This is a genomic window from Fluoribacter dumoffii NY 23, from assembly GCF_000236165.1.
In the GTDB taxonomy this organism is placed as follows: Bacteria; Pseudomonadota; Gammaproteobacteria; order Legionellales; family Legionellaceae; genus Legionella; species Legionella dumoffii.
In genome coordinates, this window is the sequence record NZ_CM001373.1 from 3,629,390 (window position 1) to 3,645,904 (window position 16,515).

Here is a 16,515-nt window from a genome sequence, read left to right on the forward strand (position 1 = left end):
GTCCTGTTAATAAAAGTAACAGCTGGTTTCATATTTATAAAGATAATGAACTTGTGTTTTTAAACTTCAACCATGAGGACATGTAAAATGGATCTAAGTAAACGTATAGAACCTAAAACCTGGGCTTTCGTTGAGAAAATCAAGAAAGCTGGCGGTAAACCTCTTTATGATCTTCCGGTGCGAGAAGGAAGGGCCATTTTTGATAAATTACAAGAATTACCTTCATCAAAAGAAAAAACCGAAGTGGATATTGAAGATCGTCGTATTCAACACTCCAAAGGTGAAGTAAGCATTCGTATTGTTCGCCCCAAAGGATCAAAAGAAAAACTACCGGTAGTCATGTTCTATCATGGTGCGGGATGGGTTTTTGGGGATTGGCAAACTCATGGACGTCTTGTGCGGGAACTCTCGGTAGGAGCTCATGCAGCAATCGTATTTGTTAATTACTCTTTGGCTCCCGAGGCACAATATCCCACGCAAATCGAGGAAGATTATGCAGCAATGAAATACGTGGCAGAACATGGTAAAGAATTGAATCTGGATACCTCCCGTTTTGTAGTTGCTGGCGATAGCGTTGGCGGAAATATGGCCGCGGTGATGACTCTTCTTGCCAAAGAACGTGGCGGCCCTAAAATAGATTATCAAGTGCTTATTTATCCAGTAACAGATGCCAATTTTGAGAATGATTCCTATAAAGAATTTGCTGAGGGCCCCTGGTTAACCAAGAAGGCGATGGAGTGGTTTTGGGACAATTATCTTCCTGACAAGGCAAAAAGAAAAGAAATCACTGCCTGTCCTTTGCAAGCAAGCATCGAACAACTCAAGGGATTACCACCTGCCTTGGTTATCAATGGTGAATGTGATGTATTGCGTGATGAAGGCGAAGCTTATGAACATAAACTAAATGCAGCAGGTGTACCGGTAACCGGGATTCGCCATCACGGTACCATCCATGATTTCCTGATGCTCAATGAACTTGCTGATACTCCAGCATGTCGTAGTGCAATTGAAACCATCAACAGCCATTTGCGGATGATTTTTGCCAAAAAACACTAGGGGCATGTTGACAATTCAACCCAAGCCTACGTGCCGCGACGTGTTCGCGGCATCCAGTCATATATTCATCTCTATAACATTTCAAAGCTTGATAATGTCGTTTTATTTTGTGATCCGCTTTTTTTAATCCCGGTAAACAAAGGTTCCTGGTATCCCCCGAGAAGCCCTTCCCTGGAAAAAACTATTTGCCATAACTGATTGGTGCGCGCGCGAAAAGAACCCGCACAAGCTAATAAATAATAGCGCCACATGCGATAAAAACGTTCATCATAATTTTCTTTCAGACGGTCCCAGTTTTGCTCGAAACGCTCATGCCAGGCCATTAAAGTATTGTCGTAGTAAGCCCCAAAATTCGCCCAGTTTTCCATGACAAATAATCCTTCCGAAGCTTTACTGATTTGCTCCATAGACGGAATCATGCCATTAGGAAAGATGTACTTGTTAATCCAGGGATCACAGGATTTCATGGTTTCGTTTCCACCTATCGTATGCAATAAAAATAACCCGTCCTCTTTAAGGCAGGCACGCGCTTTTTGCATATAAACCCGATAATTTCGATACCCTACATGTTCAAACATACCCAGAGAAACTACCCGGTCAAATTGCTCATGAATATCCCGGTAATCCTGAAAACGGATTTCGATAGGCAATCCGGCACAATTTTGCGTGGCATATTCGTATTGCTCTTTGGATATAGTAATGCCTACAACATTGACCCCGTAATTTTCCGCTGCGTATTTAGCAAAGGCGCCAAAACCGCACCCAATATCCAATACACTCATTCCAGGCTCAAGCTTAAGTTTTTGACAACTCAACTCCAACTTATTCAATTGGGCAGTATCCAGATCAGAGGCATTTCTCCAATATCCGCAGGTGTAATTCATACGGCTGTCCAACATGGATTTAAATAAGTCATTACCCAAATCGTAGTGCTTTCTCCCTACCTCAAGAGCCCGATTTTTTGATTGGGGATTAATGAGTTTGAGCCATATTAATTTTGGCCATAACCATTTGTTGGCTTTGATTTTTTGATCGAGTTGAGCCCGAAGAACGCGCGCAAAGAATTGGTCAAGGTTTTTACAGTCCCACCATTTATCCATATAGGTCTCGCCCAGTGCCAAGGAGCCTTCATTAAAAATTCGTTGATAGAACGCTTCGTTATGAATTTGGATATCCCAAGGCTCATTCCCATTAGGGGTAATTCCCGCTAAATGTAAAAGATCCGTTGTAATTTTTTTTATTTGCTGGCTCATGAGTAGACCGATCCTTTTGTACTACACAATTCAAGAAAATATTAAGCTTTGTAATTTATAATTTTCTATTACTTAACTTACCCTGTAAAAAAGAAATTCTTCAAACTCTGGAGTACGAATACAAAGTATTTCCTCCAGATTGCTCCTTAAACTTTGCCTATACATGTTCTTTAGGAGCGAAAGAAAAAAATTCTAAAATCGCGCCATGACAAAGATTATAAACAAAATTGCTATGAATAAAACCTGCAATTTGTATTCGCTAATACATTTTGATGCAACTCAGCTTTCTTCAAAAATAATAAACGTGTTGCACATTTCCCTGTACTGGGTAATACCCTATCATCAAGATCTTTTGCATAAAATTGTCTGCCGCAAAGGAGGCATTATCGTACAAAGAAGCACTCCCTTCTCCTAAGGGAGAAGGGACGGCCGGAGCAGAGGAGGGTAAGCACATCGCATCAGGTTTTATTAACCACTACTCGCAATGCCTGTAATTTTAAAGTTGTACTGCCGATGTATTCCTCACTTGCAACAAGTTGATTTTTGTAATGGGAAATTTCATCCTCACGTATGGAAGGATTGATTCTTTTTAATGCTTCCAACCGCGATAGTTCATGGGTGATTTTTTGTTTCATCAGTTCCGTAGCCTGCGCTATGAGTTCCTGCAGTTGTGCTTCTGCAACTTTTTTACTTTGAATCAATATCGTTTCAAGATCGGATTGAATCTGCTGAATAATCGGATATCCCAAATGACGTTTCACAGGCTGGCACAACTGATTTAATTGCTTGTAATCCAGAATCTTGGAAAGATTTTTTCCAGATACATCCATGAGCACACGAATTGGAGTAAGGGGCAGGAAGCGATCTAATTGCAAATCTTTGGGCGCGGCACAATTAGCGGTAAAAAAAGATTCCAAAAACAAAGTTCCGGGTTTAATGCTTTTTATGGAGATGGTGGCTAAAGTGGCATTTCCGAGCTCGGAATCCAAAATCATTTCCATACATTCGCTGACCATAGGATGTTCCCAACTTAGGAACTCCACATCTTCACGCACAAGCGCCTTGGCGCGTGCATAAGTCACTGTAACCCCATCCTCTTTTAATCCTGGAAAATGACTGGTCTTCATATGATCCGTGGGGCGCACTATTTCTGTAGATTCAGAATGGTATTCGTGATCAATCCCGTACTCCTGAAATACTTGTGCCATATAGTTTTCTAATTCCAGACAATTTTCTTCTGCCTCAATAGCAGCTATTAATGCCTCTGCCTGGGGGATATTGCAGGAATTTAGTTCCAATAAACGATCACGGCCCTCGTGCAGTGCCTGATTAATTTGTTCCGCCCGTATTTTCGTTTCCTTAATCAGGTTGTCCAGCTCTTGCGGGTTGGCATCCGCGGTATCAAGAAGTGGCAGTAACTGCTCTTCAAATTCTTCATAAAGAGTAAAGCCGATAGAGCAGCTTTTGGTATACAAGTTAATGCCTTCATGGTACCAACGAAATAACTTCTCTTGTACCGTATCCATGAGGTAGGGGACATGAATATCAATAGTATGCCGCTGGCCAATCCTATCAAGCCGGCCTATACGTTGTTCCAATAAATCAGGATTTAAGGGTAAATCAAACAATACCAAGTGATGGGCAAATTGAAAGTTTCGACCTTCGCTGCCTATTTCAGAGCATATAAGCGCCTGCCCTCCATTTTCGAGCTCGGCAAAATAAGCGGCAGCACGATCCCGCTCAATAATAGACAATTCTTCATGAAAGGAAGCACTACGAATCCCTGCTTTTAATTTTAAATACTGATCCAGAGCAATTGCGGTATTTGCCTTGGCACAAATTACCAGAACCTTTTTAGGATGTAATTCGGCGATCTTGTTGGCTAACCACTTCACTCGGGGATCGTTTTCCAACCATAGCTCTTTATCCAAAAGCTGTTCAGGGTACAGTTTTCGTTGCCCCTTTTTTGCATCCAATGAGGAATAAATTGGGGGACACTCCAAGGGATAGGCATGGACTTGGCGTTCTGGAAAACCTTGTATTGCTGCACGTGTATTACGGAACAAGACACGTCCTGTTCCATGGCGGTCGAGCAAGTCTTTAATGACCTGGTTTACATTCAAACCGTTTACCTCTCCCAAATAAACTTCTAATTGTTTTTTAAGGTCCACACTTAAAGTATCGATGGGTGCCTGTTCTCCATAAGTCATTAATTCCTGCACCAGCTTGTTGATTTGCTGATATCCCTCTTCTTCCTTTATAAAGGCGGCAATATCATAAAACCGGGAGGGATCAAGTAATCTTAAGCGGGCAAAATGACTGGCAACACCAGCTTGTTCAGGGGTTGCAGTCAACAATAACAAGCCTTTACTCTGTCTTGATAATTCCTCAATGCATTCATACTCAGGACTTTTTTCTTCTTCTGACCAATGTAAATGGTGGGCCTCGTCGACAACGAGCAAATCCCATTGACTGGCTAAAGCCTGGGCACGTGCTTTTTCGTTGTCCATAAGAAAATCCAGACTGCACAAAACCAGTTGCTGGCTTTCAAAAAGATTCTCTGAAGTCGTGCCAATCTGAATTCCTTCTTCTTCATCCAGCTCATAGGAAAGTTCATAGCGTTCGGCATCAATGATTGAAAAATACAAATTAAAACGGCGAATCATCTCGACAAGCCATTGATGAATCAGCGTTTGCGGCACCACAATCAGCACCCGGTTGGCACGGCCGGTACATAGTTGATAATGGAGAATCATTCCTGCCTCAATAGTCTTACCAAGTCCGACTTCATCCGCGAGCAGAACTCTTGGAGCATGGCGTTGCGCCACTTCATTGGCTATGTACACCTGATGTTTTAGCTGACTGGTTCGTGACCCTAGCAATCCCCTCACTGGTGATTGTTGCAACCTGCTTTCATGATTCAACGTGTCTATTCTTAATTTAAAAGTGCTTAATTTATCGAGCAGACCACTGAACAATCTTTTTTCGGGGGTATTAAGTTGAATAAAGCAATCCAGTAAGAGTTCGCTGATTTGCAACTCATTTCCTGCCTCATCTGTGCCTCTATAAAACAATACACCCTGACGCTCTTCCACCTGGGTAATCTGCATTTTTTGTTGGTTGGAGGTAATTACTTCTTCCCCTTCCTTGTAAGTGATGCGGCTTAACGGAGCGCTATCAGTAGAATAAATACGCTCTTCACCAGCAGCAGGGAAACTCACACTTACCTGCCTCCCATTTACTTCAATAACGATACCCAAACCCAGTTGTGTTTCTGTATTACTTATCCAGCGTTGGCCTATATTAAACATCATATAAAATCATCTTTTGTCTCAAGTGTGATTAAAATAATCAAAAAACCAAATAAACTCAACTTGACTTGTATCCTTTTTTTAAATAGCATGGCTGGATTTTAAGCAAGCTCTAGGGGGGATGATTATGGAATTAAAAATAGAAAGACAGCCGAAAGTAAAACTAAATAGAGAAGAAAAGCTCAGCAGGGATTATGAAGAAGAAATTTACGATGGCGAATACCTAGTAGAAGATAATTCCCACTCACCTGCCCGAAGAGGCGCATCTGAGGATGACAGCATCTTCGATGCATGCCTAGGCACTCCTGAAGTAAAAGCACATGCTAGAAGAGACATTAAAGCAGGGGCAAACAAGGCTTATGAGGCTATGAGTCGCGCTGTACCTGGATTTTTTGCCCCTTTTGGAAAAAAACCTTTATTAAAAGAAATGGGATTATCTACCGGAAAAGAAATTGGTCTTGTAGGAACTGCGCCAATTACTGCACCTCTTGTTATGGCCCTAAGTGCTGGTCTTTTAACGGCGGTGGCTGCGGGTGCCGCAATTACTGCACTTGGAAGTTTGATTTTTGCTGCAGGTGCTGAATTACATAGCTTACGCAAAGGTAAGGAAGCGGCAAAAGAAACTGCAAGTGATGCACTTATTGTTTCTGCAAAAGCGGGAATTGTTGCTGCTTTTTGTATCCTGGCTGCCGCTGCTGCTGCTCTGGTTGCCGCAATAATTGCTCCCATTGCATTGGCGTATTTCATTACCCGTTCTGGTGCGAGCGCCGTATCTGCAATTTCTGAGTGTAATTCTTCTAATGCGGAAGAAAGAAGTTACTCTCGTCAGATGTAATTTAAGTTACCAGGTTGGGCTGCAAGGCCCAACTTGATACCCTCCGGAATTTGTCTATACCCCTATTCATTTACCTGTCTTAGGCAGAACCCAAAAACTCTAAAAACAAATTCTTCTTGTTTTTTTAAGTTATTCTGGTTAAAAATAGTAGGCACAGGAAGATTATTCAACAGAAAGGAATTCACATGGCTACCACCGCAGAAGAAGTTCAATATCTTATCGAACTAGATAATGACAGAACCGTACAGGAAGTATCAGTTGAGCTCCCCGCAGAAGAAAAAATAAAGCATCAGTTAGAAATTCTCAAGGAATCGGATCAAGACAAGCTCGTAAAAATTACGATTACCAAAGAAATATTTCAACAAATCAGAAAAAGTCTGCAAGACACCGTAAAGAGCATGGAAAAAAATCCCAGCATCTTCTCACGTGCAGCAGACTATTGGGGACAATTACCGCTTTGGCAAAAAATTATTGGTGGAGCAGTATTAACACTCCCTACCCTAATCCTGGGTATTGTTGCCCATGTTGGTTTTCTCCTGGCAATTTGTGGTGTCACCGCGGTTACTTATACAGCAGGTGGAATCATCCTTGATGATCATCATAAATGCAGTACCAGTGCAGTCGAAAGCTTGCAAAAAGGTATCTTGGGCTTAGCTGATCTTTTAGAGCTGACCATCAATGCACTGGATGTGATCCGTGAACAATTGGCAGTTGAAATTCAACGTTTTGTCAAAGAAAATGCCAGACTTACTGAAAATATTGAGCACTTAAGTACGCAAATTGATTTGATTGATCAACAAGTCATGGCTACCGCCAAACTTAATGGGATGATAGGCGAAACCAAAGATGGCCTGGTGGCAGTTGCAGACGTTCTCAGGGAAGGAGTTGCCGAACAAACAGACTTGATGAAACAAAATCAGGAGAAACTGGCTCGAATTACAGAAACCTTCCATAGCACTAAAAATGATTTGGAAGAAAAAGTTCGTGAAGTAACCATAGTGAAGGATGAGCTGGGCAACGAACTCCAACGCGCCAAATCCTTGATAGAGGCCTTGCATAGTGCCATATCGCAATTAGCAATCACCGCAATTGACAAAGAAGCGCAGCGCAAAGCTTTTCTGGAAAAGTTGGATATTTTTATCAATGACAAGGAAGCGAGCTTTCTATTAGTATTTGATCGAATTTGTGAAGCAGAGCGAAAGCTTGCCGTAGTGCAAAAAGAGCTGGAAAACTCAAATCAACGTTATCAAGAGCTTCTCCTCATCCAGGAAAAGCACATAGACACCCTCAAAATATTAAGCACTCAATCATCACCCGAACAAGCGTCCCCCATCCCGCCAGTTAGCGAATTATTAAGTAGAAAAGGGTTTTATGCAGTTAAGGACGCACCGAACAATAGCCAGGAGTTACAGGAGCAAGCTTTAACGCTTTGATGATATATACCCCAAGTTATATCTCCCCCCCTCTCCACAAGTTTTTCCGCGCCTGGAGAGGGTTTTTTCACTGGTGCACCATCATTTTGAAAAGAAAACCATCGGTTTTATTCTTTTTTACCGTCCAAAGACAAATTATATGCGTCCAAAGCTCTTTTAACTGCTGTCCGTTCGCCAATACGCTGATACCACGCAAGTAAACGGCCAAAACGCTGTTTCTCAATAGTTTGCTGGTAAAAAATTTGAAAGCAGTAAACCCAGGGCCATATTGCCATGTCCGCAATCGTGTAATCCTTTCCTCCAATATAGGAAAATTGGCTCAGTTGTTTTTCCATAACCCCCAATAAGCGCTCACTTTCATCGGCATAGCGTTTTAAGGCGTATGGAATTTTATCCTCAGCACGATGAAAATGTCCCAGTTGACCAAACATAGGTCCTACGTGCGCCGCTTGAAAATAGCACCATTGGATAATATTAAACTTCTCTTTTAATGATGCGGGTAAAAATTGCTGATGCTTTTCTGCAAGATATTGCAAAATAGCGACACTTTCAAACAAATAAAAATCATTCTGCGCATCATACAATGCGGGAATTTTATTATTAGGTGAAATTTTTAGAAAATCGGGATTAAACTGTTCCCCTTTAGAAATATCAATGGTCTTAATCGTATAGGGCAGGGACAGTTCTTCAAGCATGATTGTCGGTTTCAGTCCATTGGGTGTTCCGAAAGAATATAAGGTATACATGAGGACCTCCTTGTTTTAAGTCCGGAAATGGGAAAGTATAGTTTAATTTTTTCCAAGAGAAAATCAGCATAAGCCGGACACAATCCCCTGCTTATTCAGGCTCATTGCCATAAAATTTTTACTTTAAGAGGATAATTTGCTTGGCAAGCAGCTGCGACTCTAATTTATCCCTGCAGCGGAGTAGACTCCTATTCACTTGATGCGCGGATAAATATTTTAGTTTATTCTTAGATATCATAAGCGGCAAAAAAAGGATTTTTATAATGAGCTTCTCAAATAAGGTGGCAATTCTTGGCAGTTCGCGCACTCCATTTGTCAAATCACAAACCCACTATTTAGGAAAATCCAATCAGGACATGCTCGGAGCAGCACTAGCTGATTTAATCCATAAAACCAAAATAGAAGGTGAATTGCTGGGGGATTTTATTGCTGGAGCAATTATGAACCATCCTCTGGACTGGAATTTATCCCGGGAAACGGTTTTGGGTAGTGCCTTGTCTCCAGAAACACCCGGATTAACCATTCAACGTGCTTGCGGCACCGGTTTGGAGGCAGTCAATCTTATTGCCTTAAAGATTGCCAGTGGACAAATTACTGCAGGAATAGGCGGTGGCTCCGACACCAATTCCGACATTCCTTTATTCGGCCAAAGGAAGTTGACTCATTTTTTGATAAAATTGCAGCAAGCAAAAGGAATTAGGGAAAAGCTTGCCGCGCTCAAAGATTTTCGTTTGGGTATGCTTAAACCGCAAGTACCAGAGGTCCGTGAGCCACGCACAGGGCTTTCCATGGGGGAGCATTGTGAATTGATGGTTAAAGAATGGCAAATAAGCCGAAGGGATCAGGATGAATTGGCATATCGCTCGCATCAAAATGCCGCAAAAGCGTATGATGAAGGCTTCTATGACGATTTGATCATACCGTTTGCATCCTTGAGTCGGGATACCATTACCCGCAAAGATTCTTCTTTGGAAAAATTGGCTTCTTTAAAGCCTGCTTTTGATAAAACCGACAAAGGCAGTCTAACCGCGGGAAACTCAACCCCGCTCACTGACGGGGCTTCTGTTGTTTTATTAGGCTCTCCTGAGTGGGGGAAAAAACATCAGCTGGAACCGCTTGCCTATTTTACCGATTGCGAGGTGGCTGCAGTCGATTTTGTACATGGAGCGGGTTTGCTGATGGCGCCCACCATTGCGATTGCCCGTTTACTGGCAAGAAATCAACTCAGCCTGCAGGATTTTGATTATTATGAAATTCATGAAGCCTTTGCGGGTCAGGTTTTATGTACTTTAAAAGCCTGGGAATCTGCTGAATATTGCCAAAGAGCCTTACACCTCAAAAAGCCACTGGGAAGTATTGATGTCCAAAAAATGAATATTAAAGGAGGCAGTCTGGCTCTTGGTCATCCGTTCGCCGCAACAGGCGGACGTTTGGTGGGCGCAGCTGCCAAAATTCTTGCGCAAAAAGGCAACGGACGTATTCTGATAAGTGTGTGTACTGCCGGGGGCATGGGTGTTGCTGCAATTATTGAACGCTAGAGCGCTGTTTGGCAATGAGCCTGTATTTATCGGGCAGGAAAGCCCAATCACTCGAATCAGGCCGCATTGCCCTTTATTACCCAACCCGTTTTTCTTTTAATTAACCAAAGTATACACAGCGGCTTCTGCATTTTGTATTCTTTCAGCATGGAGTTGTTTTGTTTTACGCGCAAAAAAATTACTCAGCAAATAAGCCCCTACTCCCACTGCTGTTGAAACGGTCTCTGTAACCGCTAAAGGAGGATTCGGTGGTGTTTGATTTCGTTTAAAGAAAAAACCTCCGCCATAAGTGGCCTTGGCAACAACGTCTACCGATTTGTTGAGTAAAACATTCAAATTCGTAAAATAAATGGGGACCGTGAAATTACTGGACCCTAAATTAATCTTGATGTCAAAAGGCAAGGATATGGTTGGGCCATTATAATGGGCACCATACACCTTATGTTCACCCCGGGGGGGATAAGTGATATCGGGAATATTTTTTCCTGAAAAATAAAGTGCAGTGGTGGCAACCATATTACTGAGCATCGCCATGGATACAGCACCAGAAAAAGCTTCGGCACAAACATAGTAATATTCTTTCAATTGCGGGTTTGCAACTTGCATCCCCTGGGTGCGAGCATAATAACGCCGCTCTTCCCTACTTTCCTGCCACTTGTTGACACTTGCGCCTATAGTTTTTAAGGCAATTCCTGAAGCCACGCAAATCATACTGGCAGCTTGCACTGTCCCGGCATTAATATAATCTGTGAGGTTATAGGAAGTTCCATTATTAACATGATTATTGTAGGTCAAAGGGTATTGTTCATTAAAAGCATAATTAATGTTCGTAAGGTTAACACCCAAAGTAAAATTACCTGCAGCTTTCACTTCTCCATAATAAGATGCACTCACATCTTCCGTACCAAGCATGCTAGAAACAGCATACGCCGTACCACCCAGCGTACATGCCAAAGTACCACACACATTCATTGAATCGGCTACAGCATGAACTGTTGTATCTAATAACCAATTTCCCGCCGTCCAAAATCTATCCACCCACCCCATAACACCCAATCCCTTTTACACATAAAAAAAAATGACTTACCGAGATAAATCAAAATATCGACACCTATCTGTCTTAATTTCTATCAGAACACATCTATATGAAGCGGTCAATAAATTATTGCTACAGCTAACTAAAGGGAATATATCAGGACAGAACAACAAGGAATACGCAGTTTTACTCAAATTGGCGCACATAAAAAGTCAACTCCTCGGCACGGTTGGTAAATATCCAGTTTATTCCCCGGTTTAATTCGCGGTACAAGCTGGATTTTGAATCGACCATGCCGACTCCAATAATTTTTTCAGCTCTCTTGAGACGTTTAATTATTTGGCTATTTATCAAAAAATAATGACCCAATAGCCCTCCATAATTTTCCTTTAAAGTGATGCCACAATATTGGCGTACATTATGATGGACAGCTACCAGCAACAAGGAGCTTTTGGGAAAGTGCGTCAAGGAATAAAAAATCTCGGGGTCTAGAGTGAGCAAGTGATAGTGTGTACCTGCAATTAATCCATCCAGGGTATGGGCTAAAACTTCCTCATCGTGAAAAGGTGTTTTTAATTCAATCAACAGATGCATGTTGTCCCCATAAGCGTCAACCACTTCATTCAACGTTGGCACTTCAGGTACGAGGGTTCGTAACTCATTGAATTTCAAGTCAGCAATTGCACGATTACATTTCCAAAGACGGTTTAACGTGGGGTCATGATTGACTACAAGCACTTTATCAGCAGTTGCATGCACATCAAGCTCTATCCCCCAACACCCCAATTCTTTTGCCCTTTTAAATGCCGCAAGAGTATTTTCCATAATACCTTGGGGATGATTATGTGCTCCTCGGTGAGCAATTATATGGGCGTTTTTAACCCTCTCCAACGAAGGTTTGTCTCTGGGAATGAGGGAATAATAAACATCTATGGTTTTTTGTAAAAAATCAAGAAACACAATGAATCCCTGATAGCTTGTATACTATTAATAATAAATAGGAAAATTGAAAAAGCAAAATCAGCTGATTTCTATTTCAATTTGTGTAAAAATAATAGACTTTTTAACCTACTGTCTCAATATGCCATTAATTACGACCCACATCGATAGGGCTATCCATGACCTCCAGGAAGGGAAACCCGTTGCCATACCGACAGAAACTGTCTATGGATTAGCCGCTCCTGTAAATAATGAAAAGGCAATTAGGGCGGTTTTTGCGATGAAAAACAGGCCATTAAACCATCCTTTGATAGTGCATGTTGCAAAAAATTGGGATCTGACGCAATGGGTTAAGGATATCCCGGAATATGCCCAACAGCTCATTGAAAAATTTTGGCCAGGGCCTTTAACTCTGGTGTTTCATTGCAAGGTGGATCAAATCAATCCGTTAATTACAGGTGGTCAGACTACGGTAGCGGTTAGATGTCCTGCCCATCCCCTGACCCAGGAGCTGCTGATGAAATTAGGCACCCCGCTGGTTGCTCCTTCAGCAAACCCATTTGGAAAGGTCAGCCCCACCACCGCACAGCATGTCAGTGAGTCTTTCCCTGATCAAGAATTAACAATTTTAGATGGAGGCCGTTGCACTGTAGGGATTGAATCAACCATTCTTGACGCCACTCATGCAAAGAATTATCAAATTTTACGTCATGGACTTATTGATGAGAAAACCATAGCCGAAGTAATTACCACTCCATCCTTGCATCAGGAAAATACTCTTCGCGTTCCAGGAAAACTGGAAAGCCATTACCAACCGCAAAAAACATTATATTATTTTTCTGACTATGAAGCGCTCTCTAATTTCTGCCGTAATAATCCAGATAAAATCTATGCTATTGCCAGCAAGCAACCTCCCGGGGTCCTTGAAGAGCATTTCCACCTATTAGGGAACAAACCGGAACAAGTAGCTTTTGACTTATACTATCAACTAAGAAAAGCAGATACTTCCGATGTCCAAACCATTGTTATCGAACTGCCTCCAGCAACAGAAAGCTGGCAAGGAATCCGGGAGCGAATTTTAAAAGCGGGCATCACTTATTCCAGTTAGTTTGCAACTGTTTGCTCATATTAATCTTAAAAAGCATTGACAGAGCCGCAAAATATGAGTAACTTAGCGCCACAATGCCGAGGTGGTGGAATTGGTAGACACGCTAGCTTCAGGTGCTAGTGGGGGCAACTCCGTGGAGGTTCGAGTCCTCTTCTCGGTACCATCGATTTTTCTTAAACGCCCTATAAAATAGGGTGCGCTTTTAAATTACCCTCTTATTCTGGATCTCCCTAAATAAATGGCTCTTCATGCTGTCTGATGACATTTTTTTATGGAAAAATCTCTGTTATCCTCACACTTTCTGCAATGACTTAGCTTATTCCTTCTTAAAGTTTGAGGTATGATAAGACCAATCAAACGAGGGAGATGCTCATGAACATCATGGTTGGCGGTGGAACAGGGTTAGTGGGTCAAATTCTTGTGCCTGAGTTACTGCAGTTGGGACACAGGGTTTATTTAATTGGACGAAATGAAGAAAAAATTAAACAGATTTTCGCAAACAAAGTACATGCAATTACCTGGGACAAACTTGATGCATTAGATCCCCATGATTTTGATGCCATTATTAATTTGGCCGGTGAAAATATTGCAGATCACCGGTGGAATGAAAAAACCAAAAAAAGGTTACTCGCAAGCCGCATTGAAACCACAAGCCAATTAGTGCATTGGGGGTTAAAAGCTGAAAATAAAAAACCTCACTTGTATAATGCCAGCGCCGTAAGCATTTATGGCTTACAGAAAACACTGTCACAAAATAATATTAATTTCACTGAAACTACGCCGCCCATTGCACCCCCTGATTCTTGTTTTTCATCCTATCTCGTTTCTCAATGGGAACAAACAGCCCAAAGAGGTTTTGAAATGGGGATGCCGGTTACTCTAATGCGTTTTGGCGTGGTTTTAAAACGCGGTGACGGCATGCTGAAAAAACTGGAATTTCCTGCAAAGCTTGGGATGGGAACTGTGTTGGGTTGCGGGGCTCAGCCCTTAGCATGGATTGATAGCGCCGATCTGGGTAATGCCATCCTGTTCTTACTGTCTCATCCAGAGATTACAGGTCCAGTGAACCTAGTAGCGCCAGAATGCGTGTCGCAAAAAACATTTACGCAAACTTTGGCCAAGGTATTACAAAGGCCTGCATTTATGTGGATGCCTGCCGGCATGGTAAAATTAATATTCGGCCAGATGGGTGAAGAGTTATTATTGTCAGGGCAAACGGTAGTCCCCCAACGACTCTCCGAATACCAATTTGAATTTAAATACCCCGCTTTAATATCTGCTTTAACTAAAGAATTTGGAGGTTAAAATTAATATGAGTCTTCGCATATTATCCCAGAATGAAGTCAAACAATGCATTACCATGGAGCAAGCCATTCACGCGATGGAGAATGCATTTATTCAATTAGCAAAACAACAAGTAAAGCTACCCTTAAGAACAGGGATAACTGTTGATGAAGAAGAAGCACTGACTTTAACCATGCCTGCCTACCTGTCCCAGGAAAAAGCTTTAGGTTTGAAAGTGGCTTCGATCTTTCCTAAAAACATTACCCGGAACAAACCGGTGATTACCGGTTTTATCATGCTGCTTGACGCATGCACCGGCGAGCCGCAAGCCTTAATGGATGCAAGCTATCTCACCGCATTAAGAACCGGAGCGGTTTCTGGATTGGCAACCCAATATTTTGCGACAGAACAGGCGAATCATGTTGCCATAATTGGTTCTGGTGTACAGGCAGAAACTCAATTGCAAGCGGTAGCCACTGTGCGCGACATAAAGCAGGTATCCATATGGTCAAGAAATATAAAAAATGCGGAACAATTTGCGGACAAATTTTCCCATCAATATGCGATTAATGTTTTTGATCAACTTCCCTCGGCAGTAAAAGATGCAGATATAATCTGTACTGCCACAAGCAGCACAGAACCTTTAATTCACTTACACGATTTACAACCTCATACCCATATAAATGCCATTGGATCCCATACTCCGCAAATGCAGGAAATTGGTGAGAGTGTGCTCAAGCAGGCGGTCGTACTCGTCGACCAATTAACCGCAATCCTCGCCGAAGCAGGTGAAATCATCAATGCGGTGCAACAAAAGCAACTAAAACAGGAAGAGATTATCGAGATAGGGAATTGGTTAGTAAATAAAGACACGGATTACAAAAACCAACTTACCGTATTCAAATCCGTAGGGCTTTCAATTCAGGATGTCAGTGTCGCCTCAGTGGTTTATGCAAATGCTCTAAGCAAAAACCTAGGGTTAACCTGTGCATTAAGTTAAGAAAACGCGCTAACCACATAATACAGTAGCGCTGCTGGGCGCTAATGTATTAGCAGATGTCTCCGAGTGCCTGGCCAAAACGTATTGTGCTTCCTGCTTTTAACGCAGGACTCCAATTTACTTGGGTACTGTTTGCAAACAACAGAACAACTGTCGAGCCTAATTTGAAGTACCCCATTTCATCCCCTTGGGCAAATACCTTTCGCTCATGCTGGTTGTATTCAAAAACCATGCGGGCCTTGCCACGCTTGATGTCTCCATGCCAACGAGTGCCTATCGCTCCTACAATAGTGGCGCCAACCATCACCATTACCATAGGGCCAACTTGGGTAGAAAAAAAGACAGCAAGACGTTCATTACGCGCAAATAGCCGAGGGACAACGCGAACAGTTGAGGGTTGGACCGAAAATAAAGCACCCGGCATATAAGTCATGGAGATAAGTTCGGCATCCATAGGCATATGCACACGATGGTAGTCTTTGGGGGATAAATACAAGGTAGCAAAGCGGCCGTTAACAAATTGCGCTGCCGTCTCTGTGTTACACATTAACAGATCTTCCACCGAATAGTTATGACCTTTTGCCTGAATTAATTGTCCTTGCTCAATAGCCCCTATTTCGCTAACGCACCCGTCTACTGGCGAAATAATATCCGCAGACGCCAGAGGCCTGCAGTCTGGTTTTAAATAACGAATAAAAAAATCATTAAAACAAGCATAGGCCGTAGGGTCTTCAATCAGGGCCTCACTCATATTGACCTGGTATTTATTGATAAATCGTTGGATGATGTAATTTTTTATCTTGTCATGTTTCACTTCAGCCAAACATCCTGCCAGGGTAGTTAGCCCATGTTGGGGAATTAGATATTGGGGCAGTGTTTTTATTAAATCAAAAGACATATAACGCTCTTGCAACATTTAAAAAAGAGATCATAACCTATACTGCAAGTAGCCACAAACACAGTGCATTCACTTGCA

At 42.1% G+C, this 16,515-nt stretch carries 13 protein-coding genes and 1 tRNA gene; 8 read left to right on the forward strand and 6 right to left on the reverse strand.

Annotation, left to right across the window (positions count from 1 at the left end):
- Nucleotides 1–87: 87 nt before the first annotated feature.
- Nucleotides 88–1,056, forward strand: a complete 969-nt coding sequence (locus KYQ_RS16695; protein WP_010655263.1) for an alpha/beta hydrolase — start codon at nucleotides 88–90, stop codon at nucleotides 1,054–1,056.
- Nucleotides 1,057–1,127: 71 nt separating this feature from the next.
- Here the strand turns inward: KYQ_RS16695 and cfa are convergent, their stop codons facing one another.
- Both cfa and rapA read right to left on the reverse strand, forming a co-directional pair.
- Nucleotides 1,128–2,309 (reverse strand): cyclopropane fatty acyl phospholipid synthase, encoded by a 1,182-nt coding sequence (gene cfa, locus KYQ_RS16700; protein ID WP_010655264.1) that lies wholly within the window; start codon nucleotides 2,307–2,309, stop codon nucleotides 1,128–1,130.
- A 458-nt stretch (nucleotides 2,310–2,767) separates the two neighbouring features.
- Complete coding sequence (rapA, locus tag KYQ_RS16710; RefSeq protein ID WP_019350354.1) at nucleotides 2,768–5,623, reverse strand: RNA polymerase-associated protein RapA; 2,856 nt, start codon at nucleotides 5,621–5,623, stop codon at nucleotides 2,768–2,770.
- A gap of 124 nt (nucleotides 5,624–5,747) precedes the next feature.
- Here rapA and KYQ_RS16715 point away from each other — a divergent pair, with 124 nt between their 5' ends.
- Nucleotides 5,748–6,455, forward strand: a complete 708-nt coding sequence (locus KYQ_RS16715) for a hypothetical protein (RefSeq protein WP_019350355.1) — start codon at nucleotides 5,748–5,750, stop codon at nucleotides 6,453–6,455.
- Nucleotides 6,456–6,640: 185 nt separating this feature from the next.
- The gene (locus KYQ_RS16720; RefSeq protein ID WP_010655267.1) at nucleotides 6,641–7,888 is read left to right on the forward strand and encodes a LegC2/C7 family Dot/Icm T4SS effector; all 1,248 of its coding nucleotides are present in this window, start codon (nucleotides 6,641–6,643) and stop codon (nucleotides 7,886–7,888) included.
- Nucleotides 7,889–7,995: 107 nt separating this feature from the next.
- Here KYQ_RS16720 and KYQ_RS16725 read toward each other — a convergent pair whose 3' ends face one another.
- Nucleotides 7,996–8,634 (reverse strand): glutathione S-transferase family protein, encoded by a 639-nt coding sequence (locus KYQ_RS16725; RefSeq protein ID WP_010655268.1) that lies wholly within the window; start codon nucleotides 8,632–8,634, stop codon nucleotides 7,996–7,998.
- A 263-nt stretch (nucleotides 8,635–8,897) separates the two neighbouring features.
- Between KYQ_RS16725 and KYQ_RS16730 the strand changes: the two genes are divergently transcribed.
- Nucleotides 8,898–10,172 (forward strand): acetyl-CoA C-acetyltransferase, encoded by a 1,275-nt coding sequence (locus KYQ_RS16730; protein ID WP_010655269.1) that lies wholly within the window; start codon nucleotides 8,898–8,900, stop codon nucleotides 10,170–10,172.
- A gap of 96 nt (nucleotides 10,173–10,268) precedes the next feature.
- Here KYQ_RS16730 and KYQ_RS16735 read toward each other — a convergent pair whose 3' ends face one another.
- Together KYQ_RS16735 and KYQ_RS16740 are read right to left on the reverse strand one after the other, a co-directional pair.
- Nucleotides 10,269–11,219, reverse strand: coding sequence for a hypothetical protein (locus KYQ_RS16735; protein ID WP_010655270.1), 951 nt, complete (start codon nucleotides 11,217–11,219; stop codon nucleotides 10,269–10,271).
- Between the two features lie 175 nt (nucleotides 11,220–11,394).
- A complete protein-coding gene (locus KYQ_RS16740; protein ID WP_010655271.1) occupies nucleotides 11,395–12,168 on the reverse strand; it encodes a glycerophosphodiester phosphodiesterase in 774 nt (257 codons plus the stop codon).
- 121 nt (nucleotides 12,169–12,289) lie between these two features.
- Here KYQ_RS16740 and KYQ_RS16745 point away from each other — a divergent pair, with 121 nt between their 5' ends.
- The 4 genes from KYQ_RS16745 (at nucleotide 12,290) to KYQ_RS16760 (ending at nucleotide 15,539) form a co-directional block, all read left to right on the forward strand.
- Nucleotides 12,290–13,255 carry an L-threonylcarbamoyladenylate synthase gene (locus tag KYQ_RS16745; RefSeq protein WP_010655272.1) on the forward strand — a complete coding sequence of 322 codons (966 nt, stop codon included), beginning with the start codon at nucleotides 12,290–12,292 and terminating at the stop codon, nucleotides 13,253–13,255.
- A 76-nt stretch (nucleotides 13,256–13,331) separates the two neighbouring features.
- Nucleotides 13,332–13,418: transfer RNA gene (locus KYQ_RS16750), tRNA-Leu, on the forward strand.
- Between the two features lie 209 nt (nucleotides 13,419–13,627).
- Nucleotides 13,628–14,560: a TIGR01777 family oxidoreductase gene (locus KYQ_RS16755; RefSeq protein ID WP_010655273.1), complete on the forward strand. Its 933-nt coding sequence runs from the start codon at nucleotides 13,628–13,630 to the stop codon at nucleotides 14,558–14,560.
- 7 nt (nucleotides 14,561–14,567) lie between these two features.
- A complete protein-coding gene (locus tag KYQ_RS16760; protein WP_010655274.1) occupies nucleotides 14,568–15,539 on the forward strand; it encodes an ornithine cyclodeaminase family protein in 972 nt (323 codons plus the stop codon).
- Nucleotides 15,540–15,588: 49 nt separating this feature from the next.
- On the opposite strand, the gene asd is transcribed toward KYQ_RS16760, so the two are convergent.
- Entirely contained in the window at nucleotides 15,589–16,437 is an 849-nt protein-coding gene (gene asd, locus KYQ_RS16765; RefSeq protein WP_010655275.1) for an archaetidylserine decarboxylase, read from the reverse strand.
- Nucleotides 16,438–16,515 lie beyond the last annotated feature (78 nt).